At 66.4% G+C, this 16,306-nt stretch carries 13 protein-coding genes; 7 read left to right on the top strand and 6 right to left on the bottom strand.

Translation table 11 applies throughout. From position 1 onward, the window contains the following. Positions 1–20: 20 nt before the first annotated feature. The 5 genes from QSJ19_RS05410 to QSJ19_RS05390 form a co-directional block, all read right to left on the bottom strand. A complete protein-coding gene (locus QSJ19_RS05410) occupies positions 21–833 on the bottom strand; it encodes an ATP-binding cassette domain-containing protein (protein ID WP_286318825.1) in 813 nt (270 codons plus the stop codon). Between the two features lie 8 nt (positions 834–841). Next, positions 842–1,900 (bottom strand): ABC transporter permease, encoded by a 1,059-nt coding sequence (locus QSJ19_RS05405; RefSeq protein ID WP_286318823.1) that lies wholly within the window; start codon positions 1,898–1,900, stop codon positions 842–844. A gap of 19 nt (positions 1,901–1,919) precedes the next feature. Further along, positions 1,920–2,945: a substrate-binding domain-containing protein gene (locus tag QSJ19_RS05400; RefSeq protein WP_286318821.1), complete on the bottom strand. Its 1,026-nt coding sequence runs from the start codon at positions 2,943–2,945 to the stop codon at positions 1,920–1,922. Between the two features lie 120 nt (positions 2,946–3,065). Further along, a complete protein-coding gene (locus QSJ19_RS05395; protein ID WP_286318875.1) occupies positions 3,066–4,394 on the bottom strand; it encodes an MFS transporter in 1,329 nt (442 codons plus the stop codon). Positions 4,395–4,465: 71 nt separating this feature from the next. Next, positions 4,466–5,722, bottom strand: coding sequence for a Gfo/Idh/MocA family protein (locus QSJ19_RS05390; protein WP_286318819.1), 1,257 nt, complete (start codon positions 5,720–5,722; stop codon positions 4,466–4,468). Positions 5,723–5,915: 193 nt separating this feature from the next. Between QSJ19_RS05390 and iolC the strand changes: the two genes are divergently transcribed. The 6 genes from iolC to QSJ19_RS05360 all read left to right on the top strand — a co-directional run bounded on the left by iolC (position 5,916) and on the right by QSJ19_RS05360 (position 13,424). Further along, positions 5,916–6,902: a 5-dehydro-2-deoxygluconokinase gene (iolC, locus tag QSJ19_RS05385; protein ID WP_286318818.1), complete on the top strand. Its 987-nt coding sequence runs from the start codon at positions 5,916–5,918 to the stop codon at positions 6,900–6,902. After that, positions 6,895–7,836, top strand: a complete 942-nt coding sequence (locus QSJ19_RS05380) for a Cgl0159 family (beta/alpha)8-fold protein (protein ID WP_286318817.1) — start codon at positions 6,895–6,897, stop codon at positions 7,834–7,836. The genes iolC and QSJ19_RS05380 overlap by 8 nt, the downstream gene beginning before the upstream one ends. A 4-nt stretch (positions 7,837–7,840) precedes the next feature. Then, the gene (iolB, locus tag QSJ19_RS05375) at positions 7,841–8,710 is read left to right on the top strand and encodes a 5-deoxy-glucuronate isomerase (protein ID WP_286318816.1); all 870 of its coding nucleotides are present in this window, start codon (positions 7,841–7,843) and stop codon (positions 8,708–8,710) included. Positions 8,711–8,737: 27 nt separating this feature from the next. Beyond that, positions 8,738–10,765 carry a 3D-(3,5/4)-trihydroxycyclohexane-1,2-dione acylhydrolase (decyclizing) gene (gene iolD, locus QSJ19_RS05370; RefSeq protein ID WP_286318815.1) on the top strand — a complete coding sequence of 676 codons (2,028 nt, stop codon included), beginning with the start codon at positions 8,738–8,740 and terminating at the stop codon, positions 10,763–10,765. After that, complete coding sequence (locus tag QSJ19_RS05365; RefSeq protein WP_286318814.1) at positions 10,762–11,859, top strand: Gfo/Idh/MocA family protein; 1,098 nt, start codon at positions 10,762–10,764, stop codon at positions 11,857–11,859. The genes iolD and QSJ19_RS05365 overlap by 4 nt, the downstream gene beginning before the upstream one ends. Before the next feature lie 71 nt (positions 11,860–11,930). Further along, positions 11,931–13,424, top strand: coding sequence for a CoA-acylating methylmalonate-semialdehyde dehydrogenase (locus QSJ19_RS05360; RefSeq protein ID WP_286318813.1), 1,494 nt, complete (start codon positions 11,931–11,933; stop codon positions 13,422–13,424). A gap of 175 nt (positions 13,425–13,599) precedes the next feature. On the opposite strand, the gene QSJ19_RS05355 is transcribed toward QSJ19_RS05360, so the two are convergent. Further along, the gene (locus QSJ19_RS05355; RefSeq protein WP_286318812.1) at positions 13,600–14,616 is read right to left on the bottom strand and encodes a Gfo/Idh/MocA family oxidoreductase; all 1,017 of its coding nucleotides are present in this window, start codon (positions 14,614–14,616) and stop codon (positions 13,600–13,602) included. A gap of 219 nt (positions 14,617–14,835) precedes the next feature. Here QSJ19_RS05355 and QSJ19_RS05350 point away from each other — a divergent pair, with 219 nt between their 5' ends. Then, entirely contained in the window at positions 14,836–16,302 is a 1,467-nt protein-coding gene (locus tag QSJ19_RS05350) for a sugar porter family MFS transporter (RefSeq protein WP_286318810.1), read from the top strand. The last annotated feature ends 4 nt before the right edge of the window (positions 16,303–16,306 follow it).

Below are 16,306 nucleotides of genomic sequence, written 5' to 3'. Positions count from 1 at the left end.
GTGGTCGTCCGCGAAATCGGTCAGCGGCGCAGTTCGTGACTGAGCGTGTCGAGTTCGTCGCCGCCGGCCATCTGCTGGGTCAGCTCGTCGAGAGTGATCTCGTCGTAGGTGCAGTCCAGCTTCTGACGCCCGCGGTTGAGCAGCACGAAGTGGTCGCCCACCATGTGCGCGTGATGCGGGTTGTGGGTGATGAACACGACGCCGAAGCCCTGGTCACGCGCGGCGGAGATATAGCGCAGCACGGTGCCGGACTGCTTGACGCCCAGGGCGGCCGTCGGCTCGTCGAGGATCAGCACCCGGGCGCCGAAGTAAATGGCCCGCGAGATCGCCACACACTGACGCTGACCGCCGGAAAGCGATCCGATCGGCGCGTCGACGTCGGGCAGGTCGATGCCCATCTTGAACAGCTCTTCCTTGGTGGTCGCCCGCATCGCCTGGATGTCCAGCGACTTGAACGGCCCCTTGCGCAGTTCCTGGCCGAGGAAGAAGTTGCGCCACACCGGCATCAGGCCGACGACGGCGAGATCCTGGTACACCGTCGCGATCCCGGTCTCCAGGGCGTGCTTGGGTGACTCGAGGAGAGTCTCCTCGCCGTCGATGAGCAGTTGCCCCTCGGTCTGCTGATGCAGTCCGGCCATGATCTTGATCAGGGTGGACTTACCCGCACCGTTGTCGCCGAGCACGCAGGTGACCTCACCGGCGTTCACCCGCAGACTGATGTCCTTGAGTGCGATGATCGCGCCGTAGGACTTGCCGACGTTGCGGAGCTCGATCAGGGGCACCTTGCCGCCGCTGGATTCCGATTCGGGCCGCGCCTCGATTGCTGAACTCATTTCTCTGCTCACCTCTTCGCCGCGTAGTTGCGGAAACTGTTGTTGGCGATCACCGCGAAGAGCAGCATCGCGCCCATGAAGAACTTGAACCAGTCGGGGTTCCAGCCCGCGTAGACGATGCCCTGGTTCACCATGCCGAAGATGAAGGCACCGATGGCCGCACCGACCGCGGTTCCGTAACCGCCGGTGAGCAGGCAGCCACCGACCACCGCCGCGATGATGTAGAAGAACTCGTTGCCGACACCCTGACCGGACTGCACCGTGTCGAAGGCGAACAACAGGTGCATGCCGACGAACCAGGCGCAGAAGCCGACGAACATGAACATGCCGATCTTGACCTTGGTGACAGGGACACCGACGGCGCGTGCCGAGTCCTGGCCGCCGCCGACGGCGAAGATCCAGTTGCCGATGCGGGTGCGCATGAGGACCCAGGTCGCCACGAGGGTGAACAGGATCCACCAGACGACCGTGATGCGCACGGACACACCGAGGACCGTGAACGACGACGCGAACACCTTCTGCGCGGAGTCGAAACCGGCCATGTCTGAGATCGACGGCGTGGCGACCTGCCCGGTGACCAGCTTGGTCACCGCGAGGTTGATACCGGTCAGCATCAGGAACGTCGACAGCGTGATGAGGAACGACGGGATCTTCGTCTTCATCACCAGATAGCCGTTGAAGAAGCCGACGGCGAGGGCGAGCACCAGCGCGAGCACCGCACCCAACCACACGTTGAGGTGCAGGTTGTAGGCGAGCATCGATGCGGCCAGGGACGAGAACGTCACGGCCACGCCGGTCGAGAGGTCGAACTCACCGCCGATCATCAGCACGGCCACACCGCAGGCCATGATGCCGATGGTGGAGCTGGCGTAGAGGATCGTGGCCAGAGCCTCCGGCGTCCGGAACGGCGCCGCGACGATGCAGAAGAAGACGAAGATCGCGATGGCACCGACCAGCGCTCCGATCTCCGGACGAACCAGCAAGCGCTGCAACGGCTTCTGCCGTTTCACCCGCTCGTCGGTGACGATGGTGTGCGTCGACAGGTCGAGGTCTTGTTGTGTACTCATGAGGGGTTCCTTCCGCCGGTCAGCGGGTGCCGTTCTTGGCGTAGTCGGCGACGGCGTCGATGTTGGACTCGTCGATGAAGGCGGGTCCGGTCAGAACGGCCTGGCCACCGCCGATGGTGTTGCCGTTGGCCATGTACAGCCACAGCGAGTCGATCGCGAGGTAGCCCTGCAGGTACGGCTGCTGGTCGATGGCCCACTTCACATCGCCGCTCTGGATCAGCGGGACCAAGGCGGCGTTGGTGTCGAAGGTGACGATCTCGGCCTGCGAGCCGGCGTTGCCCTTCGACTGCACGGCGGTCTGCGCGATCGGAGCGCCCAGGGTGACCACGGTGTCGATGGACGGATCCTGCTGCAGCTTCGCGGTCATGGTCGCCTCGACGGACGGCATGTCCTTGCTGTTGACGTTGAGGATCTCGAATCCACCGCCGGTGAAGCCCTGCTTGACGCCGGCACACCGGGATTCGAGCGCGATCTGACCCTGCTCCTGGATGACGCAGAGGACCTTCTTGCGCCCGTCCCGGGTCAGACGCTCACCCGCGGTCTTGCCGGCGAGTGTCTCGTCCTGGCCGAAGTACTGCTGGACGCCCATCTGCTTCCAATTGTCGTAGCCGGAGTTGAAGGCCACCACGGGGATACCGGCGTCGATCGCCTTCTTGACCGCCGGTGCCATCGCGTCGGGCTTGGCCAGGGTCAGTGCGATGCCGTCGACCTTGCTGTCGATGGCGGTCTGCACCAGGTTGGCCTGGTTCGGGGCCTCGGGGTCAGAGGAGTACTGCAGTTTGATGTTGTCCTTCTTGGCCGCCATCTCTGCGCCCTTGCGGATGAGATCCCAGAACGAGTCACCCGGGACCTCGTGTGTGATCATCGCGACGGTCTTCTCGGGCGTGCCGGCGTTGCCTGCGCCTCCGCCACCGTTGTCGTTGCCCTCCGGCGCACCGCCGGTGCTGGAACACCCGGCGACGATCAGTACCGCTGACGTCAGCGCGGCGGCCACCGCGATCCACCGCCCGCGACGCCCCTGACGGCGACCTGTCGTGGAATGCATCGTATGTCTCTTCCTCTCGATGTGCAGAGTGTTCGAGGGGACACTCTCCTGCGATGATGTAATACCCGTCACACCATCGCTGTCAAGACTTTGTCAAGACATTCTGATGTGGACGCTCATTCAGGCTGGTCCGACGGCCCTCTCCCCAGCCCGGTCCGGCAGACGGAACGCGCCCACGACGCACACCAGCATCAGCACGGCGAGCAGGAGGAACGCAGCCGAATATGCGCCCGCGGGTAGCACATCGAGCGCGGCGAACGCCGAGACGGCCACGGCGCCGAGCGCCACCCCGAACGCCGAACCGAGTTCCTGGACGGCAGCGTGGAGGGCGTTCGCATCGCTCAACTCCGACGACTCGACGTCGGCGAACGCGAGCGTGTTGTACGCCGAGAAGCCGATCGACCGCAGCGAGCCCGACACGACCAGAACGATCGCGATGATCGCCCCCGCGGAGTCCGGCCCGAGTCCGGCGATCGCCCCGAAGGCGATGACCGACACCAGCAGATCCACCATCAGCACCCGCCGGATTCCCCAGCGGCGCATCATCGGCGTCGTCAACGGTTTGATGACCACGTTGCCCAGGAACAGGGCCGTCACCATCGCACCCGCGGCGACCGGGGACCAGCCGAACTGCAGTTGGAACATCAACGGCAACAGGAATGGCACCGCGCTGATCACCAGGCGGTACACCGTCCCGAACCCCACCACCGACGCAAATGAATGCACCCGCAGCACGTCCAGATTCAGCAACGGGTACGACGACGTCCGCATCCGTCGAACAGCCAGCCCACCCACGATGACCGCACCGACGAGCCATGCCGCCACCACGACCCCGCGCGGCCGGTCCGCCGAGACCTCTTGCGCCGCCAGTATCGCCGAGGCGACCGCCAACGTGGTCAACGCGACCCCGAGGAGATCAAGACGCCGGCGCGCGTCGCCGGTCTCCGACGGGCGACACCAGATCACCGCCGCCCCGAGCCCGACGATCCCGATCGGGATGTTGATCGCGAAGATCACCCGCCAGTCGGTGTGCGTGACGATCAGACCGCCGATCAGCGGCGCCACCACCGGTGCGATCAATGCAGGCCAGGTCAGGTATGCGATGGCCCGGACCAACTGCCCCCGTTCGACCGTGCGTAACACCGCGAGCCGCCCGACCGGCACCATCATCGCCCCACCGGCGGCCTGCAGCACCCGCATGACCACGAGGGTCGTCAGGTCCGGCGCCACGGCGCACGCGGCCGATGCCGCGGTGAACACGGCGCCGGCGATCAAGAACACCCGACGGACACCGAACCGATCCGCCACCCACCCCGACAACGGGATCAGGATCGCCAGGGTGATCAGGTACGACGTGACCACGACCGCCGCATCGAGCGGGCGGACACCGAGATCGGCGGCGATGGCAGGCAAAGCGGTCGCCACGATCGTCGCGTCCAGGATCTCCATGAACATCGCCCCGGCCCCGAGCAGCGCCAGCGCATACGGGAAACCGTCGCCGCCGATTCGCCGCCGACCGATCACCTCATCGAGGCCGGGGAGACCCAGGTCCCCTCACGGACCGACGTCGTCATCGCGTCCAGTACCTCCGCCGCACGCACGGCATCGGCAATCGTCGCGCCCGCACTCGGCGCGCGCCCGGCGTCGGCAACACCCGACCCGCTCACTGCGCTCCCGGCGTCGGCAATGGACTCGCAGAACCGCGCCGCCTCGATCACCTTCAGATCGTCATAGCTCATCGGATTGGCGGCACCGGGCTGGAACGCTGCGTAGTCGCCGCTCCCCGGGCCGACGAATCGGGTCGACACCGCGAGATCCTGATAGTCGGAGCCCTGGCCGACCTCGAGCTCACCCATACGTCGATAATCCCACCGCACGACCCCGGACGTGCCGTGGATCTCGAAGCCATACGAGTTCTGCGCGCCGACCGACATCCGACTCGCCTCCAGAACGCAGCGGGCGCCGGAGGCCAGGCGCATCTGAGCGGACACGTAGTCCTCGTTCTCGACAGGGCCGCGCTCGCCGCCCGACGCCAGCTGATGGCCGGCCGTGGCGCCCGTCGGCTTCGGCCGCTCGGCGACGAAGATCGCGGTGTCGGCCACCAGCGAATCGATCTCCCCGAGCAGGAACCAGACCAGGTCGGCACCGTGCGACGCCAGATCGCCCAGCACTCCGTTACCGCCCCGATCACGCTGGAAACGCCAGCTGAGCGCGCCGTCCGGATGCGCCGCGTAGTCGCTGAACAAACGGAAGCGCGCGTGGGTGACCTCACCGATCCCACCCGCCGCGATCAACTCACGGGCCGCCGCGACGGCCGGTACGTTCCGGTAATTGAAGCCGACCGCGGTCTGCACCCCGGCGTCGGCGGCCGCGGCGGCGACGGCACGTGCATCCCCGGCCGACAACCCCACCGGTTTCTCGATCCACAGGTGCTTTCCCGCGGACACCACGGCGCAGCCGATGTCACGGTGCAGGAAGTTGGGAGCAGTGACGCTGACCGCACCGATCGTCGGGTCGTCGACGACCTGCCGCCAGTCGGCCACCGTCGACGGCACGTCGAACTGGGCAGCGGCCTGCGCCGCGCGATCAGTCACCTCGTCAGCAATCACCATGAGTCGCGGGACCGGCGAGATGTGCGGATAGTGGTGTCGGATACGTGCATACGCCTGCGCGTGGGCGCGTCCCATCCAGCCGAAGCCGATGATGCCGACGGGCAGCACGACGCCTGCGTCGTCCCGCGAGGTGGCGCCGGCCGCCGTAGCGGTGTCCACAGTCATCTCGAATTCCTTTCGACAGAGGCCGCACGGCCCGTGTGAGCTCTGACACTGACTATGCCAGGTAAGAATGTCAGGACAAAGTCTTGACATTGGGTTGTGAACTGACGCACAGTGGATGCCAGTGGAAGTCACGACCCGACAGTCCCCCGAACAACGGGTCCCCCACCCTTCGACCACGAGCAGGGAGCAGTACGTGAGCGTAGAACGCGAGACACCCGCCTTCGATGTGCTGGCCATCGGCCGCTGCGGTGTCGACATCTATCCGCAGCAGATCGGCGTCGGACTCGAAGAGGTCACCAGCTTCGGTAAGTTCCTCGGCGGCAGTGCCGCGAATGTCACCGTCGCCGCCGCCCGCCTCGGACACAGCAGCGCGCTCATCTCCGGCGTCGGCGACGACCCGTTCGGCCGGTTCGTCCGGGGTGAGCTCGAGCGACTCGGGGTCGACAACCGCTTCGTCGGCGTCGACGACGTGTACGCCACCCCGGTGACATTCTGCGAGATCTTCCCTCCCGACGACTTCCCGCTCTACTTCTACCGCAAGCCGACGGCACCGGATCTTCAAATCGAGGCCGCCGCGCTCGACACGACGGCGGTCCACGACGCCCGGCTGTACTGGTCGACGGTGACCGGCCTGTCCGAAGATCCTTCGCGCAGTGCACATTTCGCCGCATGGGAGGCTCGTGGCCGACAGTCGCTGACGGTTCTCGACCTCGATTACCGGCCGATGTTCTGGTCGTCGCCGGACGCTGCCACCGAGCAGGTCCGACGCGCACTGACGCACGTCACGGTCGCTGTCGGCAATCGCGAGGAGTGCGAGATCGCCGTCGGCGAGACCGATCCCCACGCCGCCGCCGACGCCCTGCTCGACCTGGGTGTCGAGCTGGCGATCGTCAAGCAGGGACCCCGTGGTGTACTCGGCAAGACCCGGTCCGAGTCGATCGAGGTCCCGCCGATTCCGGTCGATGTCGTCAACGGACTGGGTGCGGGTGACAGCTTCGGCGGCAGCCTGTGCCACGGACTGCTCGAGGGCTGGCCACTGGAGAAGATCCTGCGTCACGCCAACGCCGCGGGTTCCATCGTCGCCGGCCGACTCGAATGCTCGACAGCCATGCCGACGGCCGACGAGGTCGCCGCTCTGGCCGAATCCGCACCGACAGCACAGGAGAAGATCAATGTCTGAGGTCGCCACGACGGCGGGTCCGTCGGCCACGACGATCAGCCCCAACGGGGTCTCCGTCTCGACCTGTTCGACCTACGCCGAGGTGACCGCCGTGCGCGCCACCCACCCGCAGGCGATCGCCGAGGCCTGGGCGCGTCGGCGACGTCGCTCGACCGTCACCGGTTCCGACCGTCTGATGATCGTGGCCGCCGACCACCCGGCACGCGGGGCCCTGTCGGTCGGTTCCAACCCGACCGCGATGAACAGTCGCTCCGATCTGCTCGACCGGTTGCGCACGGCACTGGCCAACCCCGGCGTCGACGGCGTGCTCGCCACCTCGGACATCCTCGATGACCTCCTCCTCCTCGGCGCCCTGGAGGACAAGGTCGTCTTCTCCTCGATGAACCGTGGCGGCCTCGCCGGAGCGTCGTTCGAACTCGACGACCGGATGACCGCCGCAACAGCGAAGTGGACCATCGACGCCGGACTGAACGGCGCCAAGATGCTGTGCCGCGTCGATCTTGCCGACCCGGGCACGCTGAACATGATGACGGCGTGCGCCGAGGCGGTCGACGACCTCGCCGCCGGCGGTTCGATCGCCATGCTCGAGCCGTTCCTGTCGTCGCGGGTCGACGGAAAGGTTCGCAACGACCTGTCGGCCGATGCGGTGATCAAGTCGATGCACATCATCCAGGGCCTGGGTTCGACATCGGCGTACACGTGGTTGAAGTTGCCGGTCGTCGACGAGATGGAACGCGTCATGGACGCGACGACCCTGCCGACCCTGTTGCTGGGCGGCGACCCGCAAACCGCCCCCGACGAGACCTTCGCGAGTTGGGAACGCGCACTGCGCATCCCGTCGGTCCGCGGACTCATCGTCGGACGTACTCTGCTGTACCCGGCCGACAACGACGTCGCCACCGCGGTCGACACCGCGGTCAACCTGGTGAGGTGAGCCGATGAACTCCAAGTACTACATCCCCGCGCGATCGGCCCCGGCGCCGCTCACCGTCGACGTCACGCCGGAGTCGGCCGGCTGGACCGAATCGTCGCTCTTCGTCGTCGAACTCGGGGCAGGCGAATCGGTCACCCGCCACTCCGGCGACGACGAGATCATCGTCGTACCCCTGTCCGGGTCGGCGACGGTCAGCTCTGGGGGGACCTCGTTCGATCTCGCCGGCCGCTCGAGCGTGTTCGACGGACCGAGCGACTTCGCCTATGTGGGAATCGATTCCGAGTTCAGCGTGACGAGCACCGAGGGCGGACGCTTCGCACTGTGCGGGGCGCGGGCGCGGAATCGTCTTCCCTTCCGGTATGTTCCGGCGGCCGACGTCCCGGTCGAGCTGCGGGGTGCGGGCAACTGCAGCCGGCAGGTGCACAACTTCGGGACGGCCGGTGTCTTCGAGGCCGACTCGATCATCGCCTGCGAGGTCATCACCCCGGGTGGCAACTGGTCGAGCTACCCGGCCCACAAGCACGACGAGAACAGCGAGAACGAATCGCAGCTCGAGGAGATCTACTACTTCGAGATCGCCGACGGACCCGACGGCTCACCGGGATTCGGCTATCACCGGGTCTACGGCACGCCCGAACGCCCGATCGAGGTGCTCGAGGAGGTCCGCAGTGGCGACGTCGTCCTCGTGCCGCACGGGTACCACGGACCGTCGATCGCCGCCCCCGGCTATCACATGTATTACCTGAACGTGATGGCCGGACCCGGCGAGGAACGCGCCTGGAACATCTGCGACGACCCTGCCCACACCTGGCTGCGCGGCAGCTGGGAGCACCAGGACGTCGATCCCCGACTTCCGTTGCACGAGAATTCCTGACCACCCACCGACGAGAAAGAAGCCATCGTGGCACCGATCAATCAGGGACGCGCCGGCGGAATCACCGGCGTCCGCAGCCCCCACGGTGAATCGACCGTCCGCCTCACCGTGTCACAGGCGACGGTGCGTTTCCTCGCCAACCAGTTCGTCGAGCGTGACGGCGTGCGCACCAAGTTCTTCGCCGGCTGCTTCGGCATCTTCGGTCACGGCAACGTCGCCGGTCTCGGTCAGGCGCTGTTGCAGAACGAGATCGACGATGTCGACGCCGGCCGGGAGTTGTCGCTCAAGTACGTGCTCGGTCGTAACGAGCAGGCCATGGTGCACTCGGCCGTCGCCTATGCACGTATGAAGGACCGACTGGAGGCGTGGGCGGTCACCGCATCGGTCGGACCCGGCTCGACCAACATGCTCACCGGTGCGGCGCTCGCGACCATCAACCGCCTGCCGGTACTGCTGCTGCCCGCCGACACGTTCGCCACTCGTTCGACGTCTCCGGTGCTGCAGGAGCTCGAGCTCCCCTCGTCGGGTGATGTCACGGTCAACGATGCGTTCAAACCGGTCTCGCGCTACTTCGACCGCGTCTGGCGACCCGAGCAACTGCCCGGAGCGCTGCTCGGCGCAATGCGGGTGCTGACCGATCCGGTGGAGACCGGCGCCGCGACCGTTGCGATCCCCCAGGACGTGCAGGCCGAGGCATTCGACTGGCCGGTATCACTTTTCGCGGAGCGCACCTGGCATGTTGCCCGGCCTCTGCCGGAGCGCCACGTCATCGCCGAGGCCGCGGAGATCATCCGTTCGGCGAGGCGACCGCTCATCGTCGCCGGCGGCGGCGTGATCTACAGCGGCGCCACCGAGGCACTCGCCACGTTCTGCGAGCGGACCGGCATCCCCGTCGGACAGAGTCAGGCCGGCAAGGGATCGCTGGCCTACGACCATCCGCAGTCCGTCGGGGCGATCGGTTCCACCGGTACGACCGCCGCCAACGCACTCGCCGCCGAGGCCGATGTCGTCATCGGCATCGGTACCCGCTACAGCGATTTCACCACCGCCTCCCGCACCGCGTTCACCGGTGAGGGTGTGCGATTCGTGAACATCAATGTGGCGTCCCTGGATTCGGTCAAGCACAGCGGCTACAGCGTCGTCGCCGATGCACGCGAATCCGTCGAGGCCCTCGACGACCTCCTCTCCGGGTATGCGGTCGACCCCGCATATCGCGAGCGCGTCGGCACGCTCGCCCGGGAATGGGACACGATCGTCGAGCAGGCCTACTCCCCGACCTCGGTCGGCACCAACATCGCCACCGGCGACGAGGCGCTGACCCAGGGTGCGGTCATCGGGCTGGTGAACGAGACCTCCGATCCACGCGATGTCGTCGTCTGCGCGGCCGGATCCATGCCCGGTGACCTGCACAAGCTCTGGCGCACCCGTGATTCCAAGGGCTACCACGTCGAGTACGGGTACTCCTGCATGGGTTACGAGGTCGCCGGCGGTCTCGGCGTCAAGATGGCCTGCCCCGACCGCGACGTGTTCGTCATGGTCGGCGACGGCTCGTATCTGATGATGGCCACCGAGCTCGTCACGGCCGTTCAGGAGAATCTGAAGGTGATCGTGGTCCTGGTCCAGAACCACGGCTTCGCATCCATCGGATCACTCTCGGAGTCGCTCGGTTCGCAACGGTTCGGCACCAACTATCGGTACCGCGGCGACAACGGACGCCTCGAGGGAGACACCCTGCCGGTCGATCTCGCAGCCAACGCCGCCTCCCTCGGAGCCGACGTCATCCGCGCCACCTCGGCCGCCGAGTTCACCGATGCGATCAAGGCGGCGAAGGCCGCCGAGCGCACCACGGTCATCCATGTGGAGACCGATCCGCTGATCGGTGCGCCCGACAGTGAATCATGGTGGGACGTACCGGTGTCCGCGGTATCGACGCTCGAGTCCACCCAGCAGGCCTATGACGTCTACGCGCAGTGGAAGGCCGTGCAACGTCCGTATCTCAGTCCTGCCGACACCGGATCCGCACAGTCCACCTCGAGTGAGGGAGAGAAGAAATGACAGACCCTTCGCAACACTCGCAAACTCGTTCCTCAGGGCGAGACCTGCGCATCGCCGTCCTCGGCGTCGGGATGATGGGCGCCGACCATGTCGCCCGTATCACCGAGCGCACCAAGGGCGCCACGGTGACGGTGCTCAACGACTACCTCCCGGAGAAGGCAGAAGAACTCGCGGCCACCATCCCGGGCTGCCGGGTGATCAACGATCCGCTGGACGCCATCGCCGACCCCGAGGTCGACGCGGTCATTCTCGCGACTCCCGGTCCGACGCACGAGAAGCAGCTGCTCGCTTGTCTCGAGGCGGGTAAGCCCGTCATGTGCGAGAAGCCGCTCACCACCGACGTCGCCACCTCGCTCGAGGTCGTCAAGCGCGAGGCGGAATCGCGCCGCAAGCTGATCCAGGTCGGGTTCATGCGTCGCTTCGATCATGAGTACGAGCTGCTGAAGGGACTCATCGACGACGGCACCTTCGGCCAGGCCCTGATGGCGCACTTCGTCCATCGCAACCCTGCGGTACCACCCAGCTTCGACAGCTCGATGATCGTCAAGGACTCCCTCGTCCACGAGGTCGACGCGACGCGGTTCTTCTTCGACGAGGAGATCGCGTCGGTACAGATCATCGCTCCGGGCGCGAACCCGAATGCCCCGGAAGGACTGAAGGATCCGCAGATCGCGATCTTCACCACCGAGTCCGGCCGGCACATCGACGTCGAGTGCTTCGTCACGACCGGCGTCGCCTACGAGGTGCGCACCGAACTCGTCGGTGAGCTCGGATCGGCGTTCATCGGCTTGGATCAGGGTCTGATCCGCAAGCAGCGCAACCCGGTGCAGTCCGACACGGTCGACGGCCGCAAGATCGCCGGGATCGCGACGGGTGACATCACACCGTCCTTCGTCGAGCGTTTCGGTGTCGCCTACGACGTCGAGATCCAGCGCTGGGTCAACGCGGTCCGCCGCGGCGACAATGTCGACGGCCCCGGAGCCTGGGACGGTTATGCCGCCGCCGCAGTATGTGCGGCCGGTGTCAAAGCGCTCGAGACGGGAAAGCCGCAGAACGTCGAGATGGTCTCGCGCGCCTCCATTCCCGGCGCCTGACGAGTCGACGTACGAGAAGCCCGCCCACCCCCGCATCAGTCAACCGCTGGTCACCCCACAGGAGAATCACCATGCCCACGACCATTTCCCATTGGGTCAACAACAAGTCCTATCCCGGTACCTCGAGTGCGACAGCCCCGGTGACCAATCCCGCCACCGGCGCGTTGTCCGGTGAGGTGGCGTTGGCCAACATCGAAGACGCCCGCGCGGTGATCGATGCCGCTGCCGCAGCATTCCCCGCGTGGCGCGACACCAGCCTGACCAAGCGCACCGCCATCCTCTTCAAGTTCCGCGAACTGCTCGAGGCCCGCAAGCCCGAACTGGCCGCCATCATCACCGCCGAGCACGGCAAAGTGCTCTCCGACGCACTCGGCGAGATCAGCCGCGGCCAGGAGGTCGCCGAGTTCGCCTGCGGCATCCCGCACCTGCTCAAGGGCGGCTACACCGAGAATGCCTCCACCAAGGTCGACGTGCACTCCGTGCGCCAGCCCCTGGGGCCGGTCGGCATCATCTCCCCGTTCAACTTCCCCGCCATGGTGCCGATGTGGTTCTTCCCCGTCGCCATCGCTGCCGGCAACACCGTCGTGCTCAAACCGTCGGAGAAGGATCCCACCGCCGCCATCTGGCTGGCCGAACTGTGGAGGGAAGCCGGCCTGCCCGATGGCGTGTTCAACGTCCTCCAAGGCGACAAAACCGCCGTCGACGAATTGCTGACCAACCCGGCCATCAAATCGATCAGCTTCGTCGGGTCGACGCCAATCGCCCAGTACGTCTACGCCACCGGCACCGCCGCCGGCAAACGCGTCCAAGCGTTGGGCGGCGCCAAGAACCACGCCATCATCCTGCCCGACGCCGACCTCGACCTCGCCGCCGACGCCATGGTCAACGCAGGATTCGGCTCCGCCGGTGAACGCTGCATGGCCATCTCGGTCGCCGTGGCCGTCGGTGATGTCGCCGACGGGTTGGTCACCAAGATCACCGACCGCGCCACGACCATCAAGACCGGTGACGGCACCAAGAACTCGGACATGGGGCCGCTGGTCACCAAAGCCCACCGCGACAAGGTCGCCGCCTACGTCGACGCCGGGGCCAAGGACGGCGCCACCGTCGTGCTCGACGGCCGCGAGGTCGACCCCGACGGCGACGCCCAGGGTTTCTGGCTCGGCCCGACCCTGTTCGACAACGTCACGCCCGACATGTCCATCTACACCGACGAGATCTTCGGTCCTGTGCTCTCGGTGGTGCGCGTCGACTCCTACGACGAAGCATTGGAGTTGATCAACTCCAACCCCTATGGCAACGGCACCGCCATCTTCACCAACGACGGCGGCGCCGCCCGACGCTTCCAGAACGAGGTCGAGGTCGGCATGGTCGGCATCAACGTCCCCATCCCGGTTCCGATGGCCTACTACAGCTTCGGCGGATGGAAGGCCTCGCTGTTCGGCGACACCCACGCCCACGGCACCGAAGGCGTCCACTTCTTCACCCGCGCCAAAGCCATCACCACCCGCTGGCTCGACCCCAGCCACGGCGGCCTCAACCTCGGCTTCCCCCAGAATGCCTGAGGCACAGAACATCTGAATCACTGCTCATCTGAGCACTGACGCGTCCGGCCGTTGCTCCCCTGGCGCGGGGAGCAACGGCCGGTCGCCGTCTGTGGAGGTTCGTCGGCAGCCTGAATGGCGTTGGACCTTGGACCTCCTCCGACCGGGCGAGGGGCGAACTTGTCCGCGGCGACGTTCAGAGACGCACGGTCTCGCCGAGGTCAGCGCTACGGAGGGCCGCGTCGAGGACCGCGAGGGTCGCTACGCCGTCCGACGCCGGGACAGGCTGGGCGCTTTGATGCTCCACCGCAGCAGCGAACTGCCGGTAGAACTCGTCGTAGCGGCCCTGCGCCGACGGCACGGACTCGACGCCCTGCGCGGTGTGCAACGTGCCGAGCCGGTCCGGTCGTTCGTAGCCCCACGACGCCAGGTCATCGGCAGGTCGGCGACCCTGCTTGATCTGATCGATCTGGACATCGGTGCCGTCGCTGACGTAGGCGCCCTCCGAACCGTGGATCCGCCACTGCCGCGCCGAGAGGTGGTTGATCTTGCTCGCGCTCACGGTCGAGTGGACGCCGCTGCGGTGATCGATCCCGACGATGAACCCACAGTCGGTGGCTCCCTCGGGCTGATCGATCCGGTCCAGATGCGCCGTCACCGATACCGCGGGCCCGAACAGCGTCAGCACCTGGTCCACCAGGTGCGCACCCAGATCCCGCAGCAGGCCGCCCGAGGGACCGGCGTCGAGGCTGCCGGGCTCGTCGAGGTCGAACCGGGATTCCACCCGCCAGACCTCGCCCAGCCGAGGCAGTATCCGTCGGACTGTCTCCACGTCGGTGTCCCAGCGTCGGTTGTGGAACACGCTGAGCAACACTCCGGCGCGGTCGGCCGCATCGGCGAGTTCTCGGCCACCGGCGGCGTTCGGCGCGAACGGCTTGTCCGCGACCACGTGCACTCCTCGGGCCACCGCATCGAGCACCAGATCGCGTCGGGTGTCCGGCGGCGTGGTGATCGTGACGGCGTCCACACCCGCGTCGAGCAGGTCCGGCAGCGAGTCGTACACACCGACTTCCGGCAGGTCGGCGGCGACCTCCGCCCGGCGCTCCGGGTTGCGCGTCACCACACCCACCAGGTCGATCTCGGGCACCGCCGCGATGTAGGGCGCGTGGAACAGACGCCCGCCGGCTCCATACCCGACCAGACCAAGCCTCATGATCTCTCCTTATTTGTCAGGACATTCTAAGCGTTCCGAGCTGGGAAAATACCGGATACTGGCACGCCTTACTGAAATACGAGCCGACAGACCCTTGACAATTTGTTAGGACATTATGACAGTATCGACGTAGTTCGCGCGTGACCACCATCACGTACCGCGGCACGATGTAGCGCAACCGATCGACACACCTCGATCGACGCACCAAAGGGAGTTCTCATGTCCACTGCCAAGAGTCCGGATCTGGCCCGAGAACGGGTCGCGCTGCCGCCACTCGGAACGGGGCCATTCCGTCGCCGACTGCACGCGGTGGCGCTGATCGCGACGCTCGGCGGTCTGCTCTTCGGCTACGACACCGGTGTCATCAATGGTGCGCTCGAGCCGATGAAGGAGGACCTCGGCCTCACCGCATTCACCGAAGGTGTCGTCACGAGTTCCCTGTTGTTCGCGGCAGCGGTCGGCGCGATGATCAGCGGACGGATCTCCGACGCCCTCGGTCGACGCAAGACGATCATCGGCCTGGCGGTACTGTTCCTGCTCGGCGCCCTCACCTGTGTGTTCGCCCCCGGGTTCGGCGTGATGGTCCTCGGACGCGTCATCCTCGGCCTCGCGGTCGGCGGCGCCTCCACCATCGTGCCTGTCTACCTCGCCGAGCTCGCGCCCTACGAGATCCGTGGATCGCTGGCCGGACGCAACGAACTCATGATCGTCATCGGTCAGCTCGCCGCGTTCGTCATCAACGCCATCATCGGCAACGTCTGGGGTGATCACGACGGCGTCTGGCGCTACATGCTCGCGGTCGCCGCCCTACCGGCGATCTGCCTGATGGTCGGCATGGTCACGGTGCCCGAATCGCCCCGCTGGCTGATCTCGAAGGGCCGCGTCGAGGAGGCAACCGAGGTCCTGTCCACGATCCGGTCCCGACAGCGCGCGCGTGCCGAAGTGGACATGATCACCGAGATCGCCGAGATGGAGAAGAACCGCGTCAAGGGCAGCTGGTCGTCCATTCGCGACAGCCGGTGGGTCCGCCGCATCGTGCTCGTCGGCATCGGCCTCGGCGTCTTCCAGCAGCTCACCGGCATCAACGCGATCATGTATTACGGCCAGTCGGTGCTCAAGGACGCCGGTTTCGAATCGAAGGCCGCGCTCATCGCCAACATCGCGCCCGGTGTGATCGCGGTGATCGGGTCGGCGGTCGCCCTGTGGCTGGCTCAGCACATGAACCGCCGGACCACACTGCTGATCGGTTACAGCCTGACGACGCTCTTCCATTTCCTCATCGGCATCGCCTCGGTCGTGTTGCCGGAGGGCAACTCCTGGCGCCCGTGGGCACTGCTCGTCCTGATCGTGGCGTTCGTCGGTTCGATGCAGACCTTCCTCAACGTCGCGACCTGGGTGCTGCTCTCAGAGATCTTCCCGCTGCAGATCCGCGGGCTGGCCATCGGCATCTCGGTGTTCTGCCTGTGGATCGCCAATGCGTTCCTCGGCTTGTTCTTCCCGACGATCGTCGAGGCCGTCGGCATCACCGGGACGTTCTTCATGTTCGGCGTGATCGGCCTGTTCGCGATCCTCTTCGTGTACACCCAGGCACCCGAAACACGTGGCCGCACACTGGAAGAGGTGGAGGACGACGTCACGACCGGCGCCATCTACACGCACCACCTGCGCGCCAAGACCGACGCCTGATCCC

It is taken from the genome of Gordonia sp. ABSL11-1 (genome assembly GCF_030315685.1).
GTDB lineage: Bacteria > Actinomycetota > Actinomycetes > Mycobacteriales > Mycobacteriaceae > Gordonia.
This window is presented reverse-complemented; position numbering and strand designations above follow the sequence as displayed.